The 17,838-nt window shown below is 71.3% G+C and carries 15 protein-coding genes; 8 read left to right on the forward strand and 7 right to left on the reverse strand.

Annotated features, from left to right (window positions below; all coding sequences use genetic code 11):
- Nucleotides 1-72: 72 nt before the first annotated feature.
- Together Psi01_RS05160 and Psi01_RS05165 are read right to left on the reverse strand one after the other, a co-directional pair.
- Nucleotides 73-1,599, reverse strand: coding sequence for an ATP-dependent DNA ligase (locus Psi01_RS05160; RefSeq protein ID WP_204062773.1), 1,527 nt, complete (start codon nt 1,597-1,599; stop codon nt 73-75).
- Nucleotides 1,600-1,769: 170 nt separating this feature from the next.
- Nucleotides 1,770-2,144 carry an FKBP-type peptidyl-prolyl cis-trans isomerase gene (locus Psi01_RS05165; RefSeq protein WP_275424490.1) on the reverse strand — a complete coding sequence of 125 codons (375 nt, stop codon included), beginning with the start codon at nt 2,142-2,144 and terminating at the stop codon, nt 1,770-1,772.
- Between the two features lie 138 nt (nt 2,145-2,282).
- Here Psi01_RS05165 and Psi01_RS05170 point away from each other — a divergent pair, with 138 nt between their 5' ends.
- The gene (locus tag Psi01_RS05170) at nt 2,283-3,050 is read left to right on the forward strand and encodes an SDR family NAD(P)-dependent oxidoreductase (protein WP_204062774.1); all 768 of its coding nucleotides are present in this window, start codon (nt 2,283-2,285) and stop codon (nt 3,048-3,050) included.
- Between the two features lie 31 nt (nt 3,051-3,081).
- Here the strand turns inward: Psi01_RS05170 and Psi01_RS05175 are convergent, their stop codons facing one another.
- Nucleotides 3,082-4,086, reverse strand: coding sequence for a LacI family DNA-binding transcriptional regulator (locus tag Psi01_RS05175; RefSeq protein ID WP_204062775.1), 1,005 nt, complete (start codon nt 4,084-4,086; stop codon nt 3,082-3,084).
- 21 nt (nt 4,087-4,107) lie between these two features.
- Nucleotides 4,108-5,505 (reverse strand): GH1 family beta-glucosidase, encoded by a 1,398-nt coding sequence (locus Psi01_RS05180; protein WP_204062776.1) that lies wholly within the window; start codon nt 5,503-5,505, stop codon nt 4,108-4,110.
- Nucleotides 5,506-5,760: 255 nt separating this feature from the next.
- Here Psi01_RS05180 and Psi01_RS05185 point away from each other — a divergent pair, with 255 nt between their 5' ends.
- The 6 genes from Psi01_RS05185 to Psi01_RS05210 all read left to right on the forward strand — a co-directional run bounded on the left by Psi01_RS05185 (nt 5,761) and on the right by Psi01_RS05210 (nt 13,906).
- Nucleotides 5,761-8,559: a glycosyl hydrolase gene (locus Psi01_RS05185; protein ID WP_204062777.1), complete on the forward strand. Its 2,799-nt coding sequence runs from the start codon at nt 5,761-5,763 to the stop codon at nt 8,557-8,559.
- Nucleotides 8,560-8,909: 350 nt separating this feature from the next.
- Nucleotides 8,910-10,265, forward strand: a complete 1,356-nt coding sequence (locus Psi01_RS05190; protein WP_204062778.1) for an ABC transporter substrate-binding protein — start codon at nt 8,910-8,912, stop codon at nt 10,263-10,265.
- Between the two features lie 115 nt (nt 10,266-10,380).
- The gene (locus tag Psi01_RS05195) at nt 10,381-11,355 is read left to right on the forward strand and encodes a carbohydrate ABC transporter permease (RefSeq protein WP_204062855.1); all 975 of its coding nucleotides are present in this window, start codon (nt 10,381-10,383) and stop codon (nt 11,353-11,355) included.
- Nucleotides 11,352-12,308, forward strand: coding sequence for a carbohydrate ABC transporter permease (locus Psi01_RS05200; protein WP_204062779.1), 957 nt, complete (start codon nt 11,352-11,354; stop codon nt 12,306-12,308). Before Psi01_RS05195 ends, Psi01_RS05200 begins: the two co-directional genes overlap by 4 nt.
- 105 nt (nt 12,309-12,413) lie before the next feature.
- Nucleotides 12,414-13,409, forward strand: a complete 996-nt coding sequence (locus Psi01_RS05205; RefSeq protein WP_204062780.1) for a LacI family DNA-binding transcriptional regulator — start codon at nt 12,414-12,416, stop codon at nt 13,407-13,409.
- Between the two features lie 95 nt (nt 13,410-13,504).
- The gene (locus tag Psi01_RS05210) at nt 13,505-13,906 is read left to right on the forward strand and encodes a hypothetical protein (protein ID WP_204062781.1); all 402 of its coding nucleotides are present in this window, start codon (nt 13,505-13,507) and stop codon (nt 13,904-13,906) included.
- Nucleotides 13,907-14,053: 147 nt separating this feature from the next.
- Here Psi01_RS05210 and Psi01_RS05215 read toward each other — a convergent pair whose 3' ends face one another.
- Nucleotides 14,054-14,362, reverse strand: coding sequence for a type II toxin-antitoxin system Phd/YefM family antitoxin (locus Psi01_RS05215; RefSeq protein WP_204062782.1), 309 nt, complete (start codon nt 14,360-14,362; stop codon nt 14,054-14,056).
- A gap of 92 nt (nt 14,363-14,454) precedes the next feature.
- Here Psi01_RS05215 and Psi01_RS05220 point away from each other — a divergent pair, with 92 nt between their 5' ends.
- Nucleotides 14,455-15,384 (forward strand): hypothetical protein, encoded by a 930-nt coding sequence (locus tag Psi01_RS05220; protein WP_204062783.1) that lies wholly within the window; start codon nt 14,455-14,457, stop codon nt 15,382-15,384.
- Between the two features lie 50 nt (nt 15,385-15,434).
- On the opposite strand, the gene Psi01_RS05225 is transcribed toward Psi01_RS05220, so the two are convergent.
- Together Psi01_RS05225 and Psi01_RS05230 are read right to left on the reverse strand one after the other, a co-directional pair.
- Nucleotides 15,435-16,136 (reverse strand): YflT domain-containing protein, encoded by a 702-nt coding sequence (locus Psi01_RS05225; RefSeq protein ID WP_204062784.1) that lies wholly within the window; start codon nt 16,134-16,136, stop codon nt 15,435-15,437.
- 192 nt (nt 16,137-16,328) lie between these two features.
- On the reverse strand, nt 16,329-17,768 hold the full coding sequence (locus Psi01_RS05230) for a GuaB1 family IMP dehydrogenase-related protein (protein WP_204062785.1): 1,440 nt from the start codon (nt 17,766-17,768) through the stop codon (nt 16,329-16,331).
- Nucleotides 17,769-17,838: the final 70 nt, after the last annotated feature.

The following is a 17,838-nucleotide window of genomic DNA, read 5'->3' on the forward strand; positions in this document are numbered from 1 at the left end:
GGTCTCAGGCCGTCAAGGACCGTCGAGGTCTCAGATCGTCGAGGACCGTCGAGGTCTCAGATCGTCGAGGTCTCAGATCATCAGGGCGCGGACGGTGTCGACGGTGTCGGCTTGGTCGGGGGTCTTGTCGGGGCGGTAGCGCAGGACCCGGGCGAAGCGCAGGGCCATGCCGCCGGGATAGCGGCTGGATCGCTGGACGCCGTCGAAGGCGATCTCGACGACGAGCTCGGGGCGGACGGTGACCGTCCAGCTGTCGGTGGGGCCGTCGGCGAGTGCGAGGAAGCGCTCGGTCTGCCAGGTGAGCAGCTCGTCGGTCAGGCCCTTGAAGGTCTTGCCGAGCATGACGAAGCCGCCGGTCTCCGGGTCGCGGGCGCCCAGGTGGAGATTGGAGAGCCATCCCTCGCGGCGGCCGCTTCCCCACTCGGCGGCGAGGACGACCAGGTCGAGCGTGTGCCGCGGCTTGACCTTGATCCAGCCCGCGCCCCGGCGGCCCGCGGCGTAGGGGCTGTGCAGCGACTTGACCACCACACCCTCGTGACCGCTCCGGACCGCGTCGGCGAAGAAGGTCTCACCCGCCGTGGCTTCGTCGGTGACCAGGCGCGGGGTGACGAGCTCCGCAGGCACGTTCGCGGCCAGCGCCGCCTGGCGCTCCGCACCGGGCAGGTCGAGCAGGTCGGCGCCGTCCACCCGCAGCGCGTCGAAGAAGAACATGCTCAGCGGGGTCGTACGGCGGGCCGAGTCCACGTCGGTCCTGCTGGCCACGCGGCCCGAGGTGACCTGGAAGGGCGCGGGCCGGCCGTCCTCGCGCAGGGCGATGACCTCGCCGTCCAGGACGAGGTCACGCGAGGGCAGAGCGCCGATCGCCTCGACGACCTCGGGAACCTGGCGGGTGATGTCGTCGAGGGTCCGGGTGAAGACGGACACGGTGTCGCCGGAGCGGTGAACCTGGATCCGGACCCCGTCGATCTTCCATTCGATCGCGGCCGGTCCGTCGAGCCGTTCCAGGGCGGCGGTGACCGAGGTGGCGCTCTGCGCCAGCATCGGCGACACGGGACGGCCCACTTCCAGCCGGAAGGCCCGCAGCGCCTCGACGCCCCCGCCCAGCGCGGCCGCGCCCACGGCGGGCAGCCAGCCCCGCAGCGTCAGCGCCCGCCTGACCTCGGCGGACGGCACTCCGGACGCCTTCGCGATGGCCTCGATCATCACCCCGTCGAGGGCGCCCTGCCGCAGCTCCCCTCGCAGCAGCCGGGACAGGAAGGTCTGCTCGGGGCCGGTGAGCGAGGCGAACAGTTCGGTGACCATGGTCTTGCGCGCGCTCTGGGACCCGGGACCGGCCTGGGCCTTGATGCGGCTGAGAAGGTCGTCGACCTGGTGCAGGGTCGCGGTGGCGGCCAGCCGGGGTTGGGGGAGATCCTTCAGGCTCGCCCAGCCGACGCCGATCTGCCGCTGGGGCAGCTCACCGGATAGGTAGGCGATGGCGATCTCCGCCTCGTCGGGCTTGACCCGGCCGAGCAGCTCCGCGAGATGGCCGATCTTCGCCAGCCGGGCGGAGTCGGCGGCCACGGCCGCAGAGGTACGCGCGAGATCGATCAGCAGCACAGTGTTCAGCCTATGAGCTCACCCCGACAATCCGTGCGGGCGACTCCCCGGATTCCCGATCGCTTCACGCCGTACGGCGGCGCCGCACCCCTCCGTCCGGCCCCTCGCCGTACCGGCTGTGGGGGAGGGGGTGGGTGCCCGGCTGGGTGGGCCGGGCACCGCTCAAAGGGTCAGCGGACGCCGAGCAGGTCCACGACGAAGATGAGGGTCTCGCCGGGCTTGATGACGCGGCCGGCGCCGCGGTTGCCGTAACCGAGGTGGGGCGGGATGGTGAGGCGGCGGCGGCCGCCGACCTTCATGCCCGCGACACCCTGGTCCCAGCCCGCGATGACCTGGCCCGCGCCGAGCGAGAACTCGAAGGTCTCGCCGCGGTTCCAGGAAGCGTCGAACTCCTCGCCGGTGGAGAATGCGACGCCGACGTAGTGGACGCTCACCTGGTGGCCGGGCTTGGCCTCCGGGCCGTCCCCCTCGACGATATCGACGATCTGCAGCTCCGTGGGCGGGTTGCCCTCCGGGAAGTCGATCTCCGGCTTCTCCAGTGCCACGTGGTCTCTCCTTGGTCGGATGCGTGCCGACCGGGTTCCGGCCGACCGGACGACTCTACGGGGTTCGGAGAGCGCGTGAGGGAGAAGGGGACGTGACGGCTCCGGCGTCGTACGCTCGGAAGATCACGTGGAGGTGGCATGCGCAAGCCGTACGTGCCGGAGGAGATCCTGCTCACCGGGAAGGTCGCCGTCGTCACCGGGGCGGCCCGGGGGCTGGGACGGGCGATCGCGGAGACGCTGCGGGTCTTCGGCGCGCAGGTGGCGCTGTGCGACCGCGACCCGATCGACGGGTTCGACGACGCGTTCACCATGACCGTGGACGTGCGCGACCCGATGGCGCTGGAGGTGTTCACCCAGGGGGTGCGCGAGCGGTTCGGGCGGGTGGACGTCCTGGTCAACAACGCCGGGGGGACGTTCCACGCGGCCTTCGCCGAGGTCTCCCCGCGCGGTGAGAGCGTCCTGATCGCGGAGAACTTCACCCAGGTCACCGATGTGATCCGCCGGTTCCTGCCGCTGATGCCGCCCGACTCCTCGATCGTCAACGTGACCTCCAGCGAGGCGCACCAGGCGGCCCCGGGGTTCGCCGTGTACGCGGCGATGAAGGCGGCGCTGGAGAGCCTGACGCGCTCGCTGGCGCTCGAACTGGCCCCGCGGGGGATCCGGGTGAACGCCATCGCCCCCGACGCGCTGCCGACCGGAGGGGAGGAGGCCGTCCGCGAGCGCATGCTGGCCGACCCGCTGCCCTTCGAGCCGGTACGGCTGCCGCCGCTGGGCCGCCTCGGCGACCCGGTCGAGGCCGCCGGGGCGGTGGTGTTCCTGGTCAGCGCCATGGCCGGGTTCGTCACCGGCGCGACCCTGCACGTCGACGGCGGCATCCACGCCGCGGGCGGCTGGCGCAGGGTCTGACCGCGCGCCCGCCGCCCCTCTCCGCGGGAACCTACGCCGACTCGCGGACGATCAGCTCCGTGGGCAGGATCACCGGGGTGTCCACGTCCTCACCCGACGCCAGGGACAGGACGAGCCTGGCCAGTTCCCGGCCCATGTCGTGGATGGGGTGGCGCACGGTGGTGAGCGGCGGTTCGGCGTAGGCGGCGGCGGGGACGTCGTCGAAACCGACCACGGCCACGTCGTCGGGCACCCGCCGGCCGGACTGGCGCAGCACCTGCAGGGCTCCCAGGGCCATCATGTCGGAGGCGGCGAACACCGCGTCGAGCGCGGGGTCGTCGCGCAGCAGCTGGCGCATCGCCGTGGCGCCGGAGTCCCGGGTGAAGTCGCCGACCGCGACGATGGAGCGCCGGTCGGAGTCGCGCAGCACGTTGCGGTAGCCGGTGAGCCGGTCGATTCCGGCGATCATGTCCTGCGGCCCGGCGATCGTGGCGATCCTGCGCCGGCCGGAGGCGACGAGGTGCCGTACGGCCTGCTCGGCGCCGCCGACGTTCTCCATGTCCACCGAGGGAGGGCCGCCGCCGGCGATGGGCCGGCCGCCGCACACCACCGGCACGCCCCTGCGGGCCAGCGCCGCGGGCAGCGGGTCGGCACCGTGCAGCGAGGCGAGGATCACGCCGTCCACGTGCCGGGAGGTGGTGTAGCGCTCGACCCGCTCCTGGCCGCGCGGCGAGCCGGAGAGCATGAGGACGAGCTGCTTGTCGGCGAGGTCCATCTCCTGGCTGACGCCGCGGATGATGCTCGCGAACATCGGGTCGTCGGAGAAGACGCGGGCGGGCGGCTCGGGGAAGACCAGGGCGATGGAGTCGGCGCGCTGGGTCACCAGGCTGCGCGCCGCGAGGTTGGGCACGTAGCCCAGCTCCTCCACGGCGCGCATCACCACTTCGCGGATCTCCGGCTTGACCTGGGGCGAGCCGTTGACCACCCGGGAGACGGTGGCCCGGGACACGCCCGCCCTGGCGGCCACCTTCTCCAGTGTGGGCCGGACGGCGTTCACCGGCTCATGCCCGCGGCCCGGTCATGACCGGATCCCGTTGCGCCGCACGACCTCGCGGTACCACAGGGCGCTGTCCTTGGGCACCCGGTTCTGGGAGGCGTAGTCGACGTGGACCAGGCCGAAGCGCTTGCCGTACCCCTCGGCCCACTCGAAGTTGTCCATCAGGGACCACACCAGGTAACCCCGCAGGTCGGCGCCGGCCTCGATCGCGGCGTGCGCGGCGCGGAAGTGGCCGTCGAGGAAGGCGATCCGCCGCTCGTCGGCGACGCGGCCGTCGACGAGCACGTCGTCGAAGGCGGCGCCGTTCTCGGTGATGATCAGCGGCGTGCCCGGGTAGTCGCGCGAGAGCCTGACCAGCAGGTCGGTCAGCGCGGAGGGCACGACCGACCAGCCCATGGCGGTCCGCTCCTCGTCGCCCTGGACGAACGCGATGCCCTCGCTGCCCGGGTGCACCGGGTTGGCGGGCTGGCCCGCGCGCAGCTCGACGGTGGTCGGGCTGTAGTAGTTGACGCCGAGCAGGTCGATGGGCGCGCCGATGAGGTCGAGGTCGCCGTCGCGGACGAAGGACCAGTCGGTGAAGCGGCGGGCGCGCTCGACGACGTCGGCCGGGTACTCCTTGCGCAGCACCGGGTCGAGGAAGATCCGGTTCTGCAGGCCGTCGATGTGCGCCACGGCCAGCGGGTCGTTCCCGCTGATCGGCGCCAGGTTGAGGGTGATGCCGACCTGCTTGGCCCCGGCGGCGCGCAGTTCGGCGGTCGCCAGCCCGTGGCCCAGCAGCAGGTGGTGGACGGCGGCGAAGGCGGCGCCCGGCTCGGTGCGGCCCGGGGCGTGGATGCCCGCGCCGTAGCCGAGGAAGGACGAGCACCACGGCTCGTTGAGGGTGGTCCAGGTCTCGACCCGGTCACCGAGCCTGCCGTGGACGATCGCGGCGTACTCGGCGAAGCGCTCGGCGGTCTCCCTGCTGGTCCAGCCGCCGCGGTCCTCCAGGGCCTGCGGCAGGTCCCAGTGGTAGAGCGTCACGATGGGCGTGATGCCGTGCCCGCGCAGCTCGTCGACCAGCCGCTCGTAGAAGTCCAGGCCGCGGGGGTTGACCGGGCCGGAGCCGTCCGGCTGGATCCGCGGCCAGGCGATGGAGAAGCGGTAGGCCTGCATCCCCAGGTCGGCCATCATGGCCACGTCGTCGCGGTAGCGGTGGTAGTGGTCGCAGGCCACGTCACCGGTGTGACCGCCGACGACCTTGCCGGGGGTGCGGGAGAAGGTGTCCCAGATCGACGGCCCCCGCCCGTCCTCGTGCGCGGCTCCCTCGATCTGGTAGGAGGCGGTCGCCGTCCCCCAGACGAATCCCTTCGGGAAGGTGATGTCGCCCTTGCCCGCGGTCTCCTCGGAGATCCCCACGGACGTTCCTGTGGACAGGCTCATGCCCCACAGCCCCTTTCGCCTCGCCGTCAACCCCGCCTCGCCCCGAACGGCAGAGAGCGCTCTCACACAGCATTGTGGCAGCCGGACGCGCATGTCAAGGAGAGGTGTCCGACAGTTGAGAGGGAACGGCGGTATGGATTCGTTGACGTGAGGTTAATGCGCCGTTACGGTCCTGCAACAGAGAGCGCTCTCTGCACCACTGTCCCTCCCCGGCGACCCCGTGCCGCCGGCAGCCCGGTACCTGAGGAGGTATCCGTGGGCTTCTCACCTCCCTTACGCAAAGTAATCGCCGCGGTGGCCGTCGTCGCGACGGCGGTAACCGCCCCCATCGCCCTCGCGGGCCCGGCCCTGGCGGTGGACGTCGGCTCGGGCAGCTACGCCTCCGCCCGCCCGGCCGGCGCCGCGGGCCCGTCCAACTCCGACGGCGCCGCCGTCAGCCCGAAGGTCACCAGCCGGATGGCCGGGCGCGCCGTGCCCACCAACGACTGGTGGTCCTCCCTGGTCTTCCAGCGCTACGCGGGCAACCCGTACTCCGAGAACATGTACGCCCACCCGCTGTCCTTCCACGCCAACGCCTCGGGCATCAGCGTCGGATACCCCGACAACCCGGGGATCTCCTCCGACGGGCGCATGTACGAGCACATCCACCAGAGCGACCTCAACGTGGGCGTCGCCGGTCTGAACGCGCCGAGGACCGAGGTGGACGGCTGGGGCGACTGGACGGTCACCCCGCGCTGGAGCGACGGGACCCGCACGCTGCGGACCACGATCGGCCACGGCTCGCCGTACGTGTTCGCCGAGGTCACCGGTGGGAACGCGCTGGTGAACTTCACCGGCTCCACCACCGTCTGGCAGAACAGCGGGAATGTACTCGGAGTAACCGTCAACGGCCACGACTACGCGCTGTTCGCCCCCTCGGGCGTCACCTGGTCGCTGACCGGCACGGCCTCCGCCAGCGCTCCCGCGTCCTTCTTCTCGGTGGCCGTGCTGCCAGCTCGGGGAGCGCTTTCTCTGTTCCAGAAGTACGCCTACTCGTTCGTCACCGACAGCCGGGTCAGCTGGGCGTACGACGCGGCGACCTCCCAGCTGAGGGCCACCTACACGGCCTCCACGACCGCCCGGCAGGGCACCCAGACGGGAACCTTGCAAGCGCTCTATCGGCACCAGTGGGCGAACTCCGCCGACACGGTGACGGCGTACCGCTACGCCTCGCCGCGCGGTGAGATGCGCCTGCGTGAGGGCGGGTCGTTCACCACGACGGCGAAGTTCAACGGCGTGCTGCCCGCCCTGCCGATCGCGCCCGGCGCCGACCGGGCCAGGCTGCGGGCCGGCATCGACGCCGAGCTCAACGCGGCCGACCCCTACAAGGGCGCCACCGACACCTACTGGACGGGCAAGGCCCTGTGGCGGCTGGCGGCGCTGATCCCGGTCGCCAACCAGATCGGCTACACCGCCGGCCGGGACAAGGCGATCCAGCTGGTCAAGACACGGCTGGCCGACTGGCTCACGGCGGGCTCGGGGGAGACCTCGCGTCTGTTCGCCTACGACTCCGCCTGGAAGACGCTGATCGGCTACCCGGCGGGCTACGGCACCGACAGGGAGCTCAACGACCACCACTTCCACTACGGCTACTACGTGCTGGCCGGCGCCATGATCGCCCAGCACGACCCCGCCTGGGCCTCCGACTCCCAGTACGGCGGCATGCTGAAGCTGCTGGTCAAGGACGCGGCCAACTACGACAGGTCCGACACCCGCTTCCCGTTCCTGCGCAACTTCGACCCCTACGCCGGGCACGCCTGGGCCTCGGGCCACGCGGGCTTCGGGCACGGCAACAACCAGGAGTCGTCGTCGGAGGCGATGATGTTCAACGCCGCCGCGATCCTGTTCGGCCAGGCCACGGGTGACACGGCGCTGCGCGACATGGGCATCTACCAGTACACCACCGAGCGCGAGGCGATCGGCCAGTACTGGTTCGACGCCGCGAACGCGGTCTTCCCCTCCTCCTACGGCCACGACACGGTGGGCATGGTGTGGGGCGCGGGCGCCAGCTACTCCACCTGGTGGACCGCGAACGCCGAGGAGATCCACGGCATCAACATGCTGCCGATCACCGGCGGCTCGCTCTACAACGGCGCCTGGAAGGCCGACATCCAGCAGAACATCAACGAGCTGCGCGCCTCCAACGGGGGCCAGGAGACCGAGTGGCGCGACGTCATCTGGCAGTTCCTGGCGATGGCCGACCCGGCCACCGCCCAGTCGCTGTGGCTGGGCGCCGACCCCGCTCCCGAGGACGGCGACTCCAGGGCCCACGCCTACCACTGGATCTCCGCACTGAACGCCTGGGGCACGCCCGACCACTCGGTCACGGCCAGCGTCCCGACGTACGCGGTGCTCACCAAGAGCACGGGCAAGACCTACGTGGCCTACAACGTCTCCAGCAGCGCCGTCACGGTGAGCTTCTCCGACGGGCAGACGCTCTCGGTCCCGGCCAGGGCGATGGCCTGGCGCGGACCGGCGGGCAGCGGGACCGAGCCGGGCAACGGCAGCGGCCCCGGCCCGAGCCCCACGCCCACCCCGACCGTCACCCCGACCCCGACCCCGACCCCGACCCCGACGCCGACTCCCACCCAGCCCGGTGGGGTCGACGCCCGCTCCACCATCCAGGCGGAGAGGTACCAGGCGCAGTCCGGCACCATCGTGGAGACCACCACGGACACCGGCGGCGGGCAGAACATCGGGGCCATCGCCAACGGCGACTGGCTGCGCTTCGACGGCGTGAACTTCGGCGGCACCGCGGCCACCCAGTTCAGGGCCCGGGTCGCCTCCGGAGCCGGGGCCGGGATCAGCGGACTGGTCCAGGTGCGCCTGGACAGCCCCACGGCCGCCCCGATCGGCGACTTCGCCATCGCCAACACCGGCGGCTGGCAGAGCTGGCGCACGGTCTCGGCGAACATCGCCGGCGTCACGGGCACCCACACCGTCTACATAACCTTCAGTAGCGGACAGCCCGCCGACTTCGTCAACCTCAACTGGTTCACCTTCGCGACGAGCTGATCCCGTCGTGCCGCGACGCCGCGCGACCGGCCGACCCGGTCGCGCGGCACCCGCCGGGCGGGGGCCCTCAGGGCCCCCGCCCGACCGTTTTCGAGAGCGCTCTCAACCCTTTTGACCATCCGTTGGACCGTTGTTGAAATATCGAATTAGCAACTGCGTAACCGTAGGATCACAATCATTGACATCCCGCCCCTGGCCCACGAAGCTGCAGAGAGCGCTCTCACATCAGTGAGGACGGCGGCCATCGAGGCAGATGACGCGGTCACGCGGTGGCCTCACGCGGACGTCGCGAGGTGGCCCGCCCGGCCCCCAGGCGGGGCCGTCCCGGCAAAGTAATGGAGGAAGGGTCCATGTCGCTCCTCTCTCATCCCGCACGCGTCGCCCTGATCGCGGGCAGCGTGGGCCTGGCGCTCGTCGCCAGCGGATGCGGCTCGTCCGAGCCGACCAGCACGGCGGGCGGCGACGGCGGCACGTCCGCCGAGTGCGCGCCGTACGCGGAGTACGGCAAGCACGAGGGTAAGAAGGTCTCGATCTACTCCCCGATCCGGGACGTCGAGGCCGACCTGTTCCAGCAGACCTGGGCGCCCTTCGAGAAGTGCACCGGGATGAAGATCAACTATGAGGGCACCGGCGAGTTCGAGGCCCAGATCCAGGTGCGCGCCGACGGCGGCAACCCGCCGGACATCGCCTTCTTCCCGCAGCCCGGCCTGCTGGAGCGCTTCGCCAAGGCCGGCAAGCTCAAGCCCGCCTCCGCCAAGGTCAAGGAGCTGGCCGACAAGAACTGGTCGGCCGACTGGATCAAGTACAGCACCGTCGACGGCGTCTTCTACGGGGCCCCGCTGGGCGCCAGCGTGAAGTCCTTCGTGTGGTACTCGCCGAGCATGTTCAAGGAGAAGGGCTGGGCGATCCCCAAGACCTGGGACGAGCTCATGACCCTCTCCGAGACGATCGCCGCCAGCGGCGTCAAGCCGTGGTGCGCGGGCATCGAGTCCGGCGACGCCACCGGCTGGCCCGCCACGGACTGGATCGAGGACATCCTCCTGCGCGAGATCGGCCCCGAGGGCTACGACGAGTGGGTCGCCCACAAGCTGCCCTTCAACGACCCGAAGGTCGTCGCCGCGGTGGACAAGGCCGGCGCGATCCTGAAGAACGACAAGTTCGTCAACGGCGGCTACGGCCCGGTCAAGAGCATCGCCAGCACCGCCTTCCAGGAGGGCGGCGTGCCCATCACCGAGGGCAAGTGCGCGCTGCACCGCCAGGCCTCCTTCTACGCCAACTTCTGGCCCGAGGGCACCAAGGTGGCCGAGGACGGCGACGTGTTCGCCTTCTACCTGCCCGGCAACGACCCGGCCAAGAAGCCGGTGCTCGGCGCGGGCGAGTTCGTCGCGGCCTTCGCCGACCGGCCCGAGGTCCAGGCCGTGCAGGCCTACCTGGCCACCGCCGACTACGCCAACGCCCGGATGAAGCTGGGCACGTACGTCTCGGCGAACAAGGGCGTCGACATCGCCAACGCGCAGAACCCGATCGACAAGCTCTCCATCGAGATGCTCCAGGACCCGAACACGATCTTCCGCTTCGACGGCTCCGACCTGATGCCGGCCGCGGTGGGCGCGGGCACCTTCTGGAAGGGCATGACGGACTGGATCAACGGTAAGGACACCAAGACGGTCCTCGACTTCATCGAGAACTCCTGGCCGAAGTCCTGACCCCGGACCTCCCGAGGCGTCCGGCTCCGCGCGCGGCACGGCGACCCCGCCGGTCCCGCCGCGGAGCCGGACGCTCCCTTACCGGCACGATCCTTCCCGGAGTTCTCCCATGAACCTGGATTTCGACTTCGCGGCGGAACAGCCGAAGCTCGTGCAGCTCCTGCTCGGCATCATCGCGTTCTGCGCAGTGGTCGGGCTGCTGCTGCTCCTGCTCGACCGCGCGCCGATGCGGCAGCGGGCGCGGCTGCACGCGACCGTCCTGCTCGCCCCGGCGCTCCTCCTGCTGGCGATCGGACTGGTCGTGCCGGCGGTGCGCACCACCATGCTGTCGTTCATGAGCGGCGACGGCGCCGCGTGGGTGGGGCTGGACAACTACATCTGGATGTTCACCCAGCCCGAAGCGGTGACGGTGCTCCGCAACACGCTCATCTGGGTCGCGCTCGTCCCCATCCTGGTGACGTCCGTCGGCCTGCTGTACGCCGTGGTGGTCGACCGCACCCGCTTCGAGTCGATCGCCAAGTCGCTGGTCTTCCTGCCGATGGCCATCTCCTTCGTCGGGGCGGGCATCATCTGGAAGTTCGTCTACGCCTACCGGCCCGAGGAGAGCGACCAGATCGGGTTGCTCAACCAGATCGTGGTGGCCTTCGGCGGCACGCCCCAGCAGTGGCTGCTGGAGCCGCCGATCAACACGCTGTTCCTCATCGTGGTGATGGTGTGGATCCAGGCGGGCTTCGCCACCGTGGTGCTCTCGGCCGCCATCAAGGGCATCCCCGCCGAGATCATCGAGGCGGCCAAGCTCGACGGCGCCTCCCCGGTCCAGATGTTCTTCCGGGTGACGCTGCCGAGCATCCGCTCGGCCGTGGTCGTGGTGCTGGTCACCCAGTCGATCGGCACCCTCAAGCTGTTCGACATCGTCCGGACCATGACCGGCGGCCAGTTCGACACCAGCGTCATCGCCAACGAGATGTACAACCAGGCGTTCCGGTACGGCGAGACCGGCAAGGGCGCGGCGCTGGCCGTCTTCCTGTTCGTCCTCGTCACGCCGATCGTCGTCTACCAGATCCGCCAGCGCCGGGAGACCGTCCGATGACGACCGTTTCGAGCACCGTCACGGTGACGCAGTCCGGAGCCAGGGGCGCCGCCCGGCGCGTCCGCAAGAGCCTGACGAGCAGGACCGCCAGCATCGTGGCGATCGTCATCGCGCTGCTGTGGACCACCCCGACCTTCGGCCTGTTCCTGTCGTCGCTGCGGCCCGAGGACCAGATCAAGACCACCGGCTGGTGGACGTTCTTCGCCGACCCGCAGCTGACCCTGGAGAACTACCAGCAGGTGCTGTTCAGCACCTCCTCGTCCTCCGGGCAGATGGCCAGCTTCCTGATCAACTCGATCGTCATCACGATCCCGTCGGTGCTGTTCCCGCTGGCCTTCGCCGCCCTGGCGGCCTACGCGCTGGCCTGGGTGCCCTTCCGCGGGCGCAACCTGATCTACATCGGCATCTTCGCCCTGCAGGTGGTCCCGCTGCAGATGGCGCTGGTGCCGCTGCTGTCGTTCTTCTCCGAGGGCGTCTCGGTGTTCGGAACGCAGATCATGCCCGCCTGGGAGCTGGAGGGCGCCTCCCGCTTCGCCCAGGTGTGGTTCGCCCACACCTGCTTCGCCCTGCCCCTGGGCGTCTTCCTGCTGCACAACTTCATGTCGGAGCTGCCCGGCGAGCTGATCGAGGCGGCCCGGGTGGACGGCGCCACCCACGGCGTGATCTTCCGGCGGCTGATCCTGCCGCTGGTCGCGCCCGCCCTGGCGGCCTTCGGCATCTTCCAGTTCCTGTGGGTCTGGAACGACCTGCTGGTCGGCCTGATCTTCGCCGGAGGCACGGCCGAGACCGCCCCCATGACGGTCCGGCTGGCCCAGATGGCCGGGACGAAGGGCAACGAGTGGCAGCGCCTGACCGCCGGGGCGTTCGTCTCGGTGATCGTCCCGCTGATCGTCTTCCTGTCGATGCAGCGTTACTTCGTCCGCGGACTGCTTGCGGGCAGTGTCAAGGGCTGATGCCGCCGCGGGCGTCCGGACATGGGACCGGACGCCCGCGAAGATCCACGACGTGTCCTCCGATGGACTATCGTCGTGCCAACCGAAGGTCTATCGGAGGCCCGCATGAAGCGCCCCACCCTGGAGGCGGTCGCCGCCCGCGCGGGAGTGTCCCGGGCCACCGTCTCCCGGGTGGTCAACGGCCACCCGACCGTCGCCCCCGACATCCGCGACGTGGTGATGCGAGCGGTGGAGGAGCTGGGTTACGTCCCCAACGCCGCCGCCCGCACGCTGGTCAACCAGCGCACCGACTCCATCGCCCTGGTCGTCTCGGAGTCGCCCACCCGGGTGTTCTCCGACGACCCGATGTTCTCCACCGTGATCCGCTCGGCCAGCGCCGAGCTGGAGGCGGCCGACAAGCAGGTCGTCCTGATGCTGACCGGTTCGGCCAGGAGCCACGCCCGGGTCGAGCGCTACATCGCCGGCGGCCACGTGGACGGCGTGATGATCATCTCCATGCACGGCGCCGACCCGCTGCCCGTCGCGGTCACCCGCATGCGCATCCCCGCCGTCTCCTACGGCCGGCCCGCCGTACCGGTGGACCTGCCCTACGTCGACAACGACAACGTGGGCGGCTCCGAGACGGCCGTGCGCCACCTGATCGAGGCCGGTCGGCGCCGCATCGCCACCGTCGCCGGGCCCCAGGACATGATCGGGGGCCAGGACCGGCTGGCCGGCTACCGCAACGTCATGCGCGGCTCCGACTACCGCTCGATCGTCGCGGTCGGCGACTTCACCCGCGAGTCCGGCGCCGTGGCGATGCGCCAGCTCCTGGAGGACGACCCGAAGCTCGACGCCGTCTTCGTCGCCAACGACCTGATGGCGATCGGCGCGCTGCAGGCGCTGCGCCAGGCGGGCCGGCGGGTCCCGGACGACGTGGCCGTGGTGGGCTTCGACGACATCGAGGCGGCCCGCTACACCGAGCCGCCGCTGACCACGATGCGCCAGCCCGTCGTCGAGCAGGCCGCCGCCATGGTCCGTCTGCTGCTCGGCCTGACCACCGGCGGCCCGGCCGACCCGATCATCCTCCCCACCGAGCTCGTCGTCCGCGAATCCGCCTGAGACCCGATCCCCGCCCCCGGGCGGGTTGAAGCCGTCCGCGGCCGGATGGATCATTCAGGACGGAGGTGATCGTGGCCGGGGTCGGATGGGACAGGATGACTGACGCCGATTTCGAGAACATCGGCGATCCCGCCGTGCAGGCCGAGATCCTGGCCGTCGGTGAGGAACTGCGTTTCCCCCCGCGCCGCAACCGCCGCAGGGACGAGGGGTGGGTCAGGGGCCGGGAGGGGAAGATCGCCTGGCGGCGCGGGATATCGGACCGGGCCGCCGCCCTGGCCGACGATCTGCCGGCCGGGCCCGACTACGCCGATCTCCCCGACGACGACGGTCTCGTGGGCGAGCGGTGGTGGGAGGACCGGAGACGGGCGTGGGACTACTACCTGATCTACCGCGACCCCACCCCGGCGGAGTACGAGGCCGCGCTCCGGCAGGGGGAGGCGATCAGCCGGTGGGTGGTGCGGATTCTGCACGTCTCCGACATGGTGCGCTTCCTGTGACGGCCGCCGCGCGCCCAGGCCGGTTCCCGGGCGGTACGGCGGGCGCGGGAGTCATGGCAGGCCGGGGCCGGTTCCCGGGCCGTATGGCGGGCGCGGGAGTCATGGCAGGCCGGGGCCGGTTCCCGGGCCGTACGGCGGGCGCGGGAGTCACGGCAGGTCGAGGCCGAGTCGCTTGGCCACCTCGGCGGTCGACCAGCCCTGCGGCTCCGTGCCGGCCCGGTCCCGTTCGCCGAGCAGGGCGCCCTGCTCCTCCAGCAGGCGGGCGACCAGCTCCCCTTCGAGCCCCTTGCCCATCAGGGGGGTGATGAGGGCCACGAACCGCCCGTGGCGCGTGATGACCGCCGGTTTCCCCGAGTCGTTGATCTCCTGGATGACCTCGGCGGTCCTCTGGTTCAGGTCGCGCATCTTGTAGATCTGCATGTCCGCCCGGCCGATCCGTCGCTTCTTCGCCGTCATGGGCACCCCTGTGGGAGCGAGTGTAGTACATTTGTACTACAACTGCCCTCTCACCACGAGCTGATGCGCCGGCGGCGCGAGAGGACCGGGTGATGCACGCGTCCGGGATCGAGTTCTCCCCGTCGGTCGCCAACGACGTCTCCCACGCCTCCGACCTGCGCGCGGCCGCCCGCTGGCTGGTGGGGGCCAGCGCCACCGTCGTCGCCGCCCTGGTGGCGGGCCTGCAGCTGCGCGACCTGGACGGCCTGGACGACGTCGGCCCCTGGGCGGTGGCCCTGGCCCTGACGGCCGTCCTGGGGACCCTGGCGAGCGTGGTCTGGACCCTCTACCGGGCGGCCGAGGTCCTGTCGGTTCCGCAGCGCAGCATCGACGAGCTGTCCGAGCTCGACCGCGAGGACCAGGGCGACTATCCGAACCCCCGTCTCGTCGCCCCGGCCACGGGCCTGGTCCGCTATCTGGTGGTCGAGCGCCGCGCGGACCTGCTGGGCGCCTCCCGCGACGCGATCTGGCAGCTGACCCAGGACCACAACAAGGCCCAGCGGGCGCTGCTCGCCAGCCACCCGGTGGAGGCGGTGGAGATCGGCGGGCGCGTCTACGACCTGCGCTCGGCCGCCGACAGCGCCGCGCTGTCCAGTCTCGCGGCGGACCTCGAACGGCGGGTCCAGCGCGTCGTCGACGCGGCCTCGGCCTACGAGACCCAGCGACGCTACGAGCGCCTCGCCCGGGGCCTGAGATGGGCCGGGGTGCCCTTCGTCGCCAGCCTCCTGGTCCTGACCTGGCTGACGACCCTTCCCCCGCGCCTGACGCAGGTCACGACGCCCACCCCGATCGAGGTCCTGATACCCGCCGGCATGCCCTGCGGCGGCCGGACGCTGCAGGGCATGGCGGTGGGAGGGACGATGGACGCCCCGATCGTGGTGCTGCCCGCCCAGCAGGGGTGCTCCCCGCGGAAGCTGAGCGACACGCGGGACCTCGTCGTCGTCCCGCGGCCGGTGGACGTGGTCCCGCAGCCGACCGGATAGGCCCGGCCGGCTGCGGGATCACGGCGTTCTCCCCGGTGGCGCCGCTTTCCTCAGTGGCGCCGCTGCTCCGAGGTGAGAGGACGCTCCTCGGAGGAGTCGTGCCTGCGGGCCTGCGGGACGGACGGCGCAGAGGAGGCGGAGGGGTCCTGCGTCCCGGCGACGGGAGGCGCCACGGACTGGTCGTACGGCTCCGCGACGGGACGGCCGGTGGCCGGGTCGTACACGCCCGCAGACGGCGGGGGCTCGACCACCACGGTGTCGGCCGCGGCCGGGCGGTGGCCGCCCTCCAGGATCGCGCGGGCGTGGTCGAGGTGGGAGGCCGCGACCAGCACGTCGTAGCGGCCCGCGACGATGGCGCTGCGCGAGGCGAAGTCGCGCTTGCCGCCGGTGAAGAAGTGGTTGATGAACCCGAACGCGGCGCCCATCACGGCGCCCCACAGCCCCGCCCACAGCACGAGCACGATGAACGACATCGTAGTCGAGGTGAACAGGCCGAGGAAGGCCCCGACCACGAGGCCGAAGACCAGACCGCTCCCGGCGCCGGCGAGCGCCGCCCGGCCGTTGGTCATCCTGCCGGTGACGGTCTCCTCCAGCCGGAGGTCGCTGCCGACGATCGCCGTGTTCTCGACGGGGAAGCCCGCGTCCGAGAGGGCGTCGACGGCCCGCTGCGCGGCCAGGTAGTTGTCGTATCCGACCAGGGTCCTGCGGTCGACGACGACCGGCGTGTCCAGACCCACGGGTAGCTGTGCCATGTCCTTTCGCCCTTCCGAGTTGGGGTGACTCGAAGAAGCGGGCTACCCGGGGCACGGGTGAGGATGCATGCCCCGACGGGTTTTCCGGTCACCGGGGCCGTCCGGCGCCCGCGCCCCGGGCCGTGCGAGGGCCCGGGACGGGGAGGCGGACGGGAGGGGGAGGGCAGGGAGCCCGAGAGGGCGGCCGGGGGACTACCAGCTCTGGTGGAGCGGCATGCCCTCGGTGTAGCCGGAGGAGCTCTGCACGCCGACCACCGCGCGCTCGTGGAACTCCTCCAGGGTGGAGGCCCCCGCGTAGGTGCACGAGGAGCGCAGGCCCGCCACGATCGCGTCGATCTGGTCCTCGACGCTCGGCCGGACCGGGTCGAGGTACATCCGCGAGGTGGAGATGCCCTCCTCGAACAGGGCCTTGCGGGCCCGGTCGAAGGGGGAGTCCTCGGCGGTGCGCAGCTTCACGGCCCGGGCCGAGGCCATGCCGTAGTTCTCCTTGTACCGGCGGCCGTCGGCGGCGGTGCGGGCGTCGCCGGGGGACTCGTAGGTGCCGGCGAACCAGGAGCCGATCATCACGTTGGCGGCGCCGGCGGCCAGGGCCAGGGCCACGTCCCGCGGGTGGCGGACGCCGCCGTCGGCCCACACGTGGCGGCCCAGGCGGCGCGCCTCGGCGGCGCACTCCAGCACGGCCGAGAACTGCGGGCGCCCGACGCCGGTCATCATCCGGGTGGTGCACATGGCGCCCGGCCCCACGCCGACCTTGAGGATGTCGGCGCCGGCCTCGACCAGGTCGCGCACGCCGCCGGCGGTGACGACGTTGCCGGCCGCGACCGGCACATCGGGGTCGAGCGCGCGGACCGCCTTCAGGGCGGAGATCATCTTCTCCTGGTGGCCGTGCGCGGTGTCCACGACCAGGCAGTCGATCCCGGCCTCCAGCAGTTCCTTGGCCTTGGCGGCCACGTCGCCGTTGATGCCGACGGCGGCGGCGATGCGCAGCCTGCCCCGGGCGTCGACGGCGGGCGTGTAGAGGGTGGCGCGCAGCGCCCCGGTCCTGGTCAGGATGCCGACCAGGCGGCCGTCGCCGTCGACCACGGGGGCCAGGCGGTGGCGGCCCTCGTGGAGCCGGTCGAAGGCCTCGCGGGGGTCGAGCCCGGCGGGCAGGGCGAGCAGGTGGTCGGACATGACGTTGGACAGCTGGGTGTACATGTCCACGCCCTGGCAGTCGGCCTCGGTGACGACGCCGATCGGGCGGTTCTCGCCGTCGACGATGATGACCGCTCCGTGGGCCCGCTTGGGCAGCAGGTTCAGCGCCGCGCCCACGGTGTCGTGCGCGGTGAGGGTGAGCGGGGTGTCGTGGACCAGGTCGCGCTGCTTGACCCAGTCGACGACGTCGGCGACCACGTCGATCGGGATGTCCTGCGGGATCACGGCGATGCCGCCGCGCCGGGCGACGGTCTCGGCCATGCGGCGGCCCGCGACCGCGGTCATGTTGGCCACGACGATCGGGATGGTGGTGCCGGTGCCGTCGGAGGTGGACAGATCGACGGCGAGGCGCGACCCGATGGATGATCTCGAAGGGACCATGAACACGTCGCTGTAGGTCAGGTCGTAGGCCGGAGCCGTCTCATTCAGGAATCTCACGTGGGACTACCTTATGCGGTGAATGGATATGGGGCTTCATTCCCCGTTTGCCCACCTCCCATGGGGGACA

It is taken from the genome of Paraplanobispora siamensis, from assembly GCF_016863175.1.
GTDB lineage: Bacteria > Actinomycetota > Actinomycetes > Streptosporangiales > Streptosporangiaceae > Planobispora > Planobispora siamensis.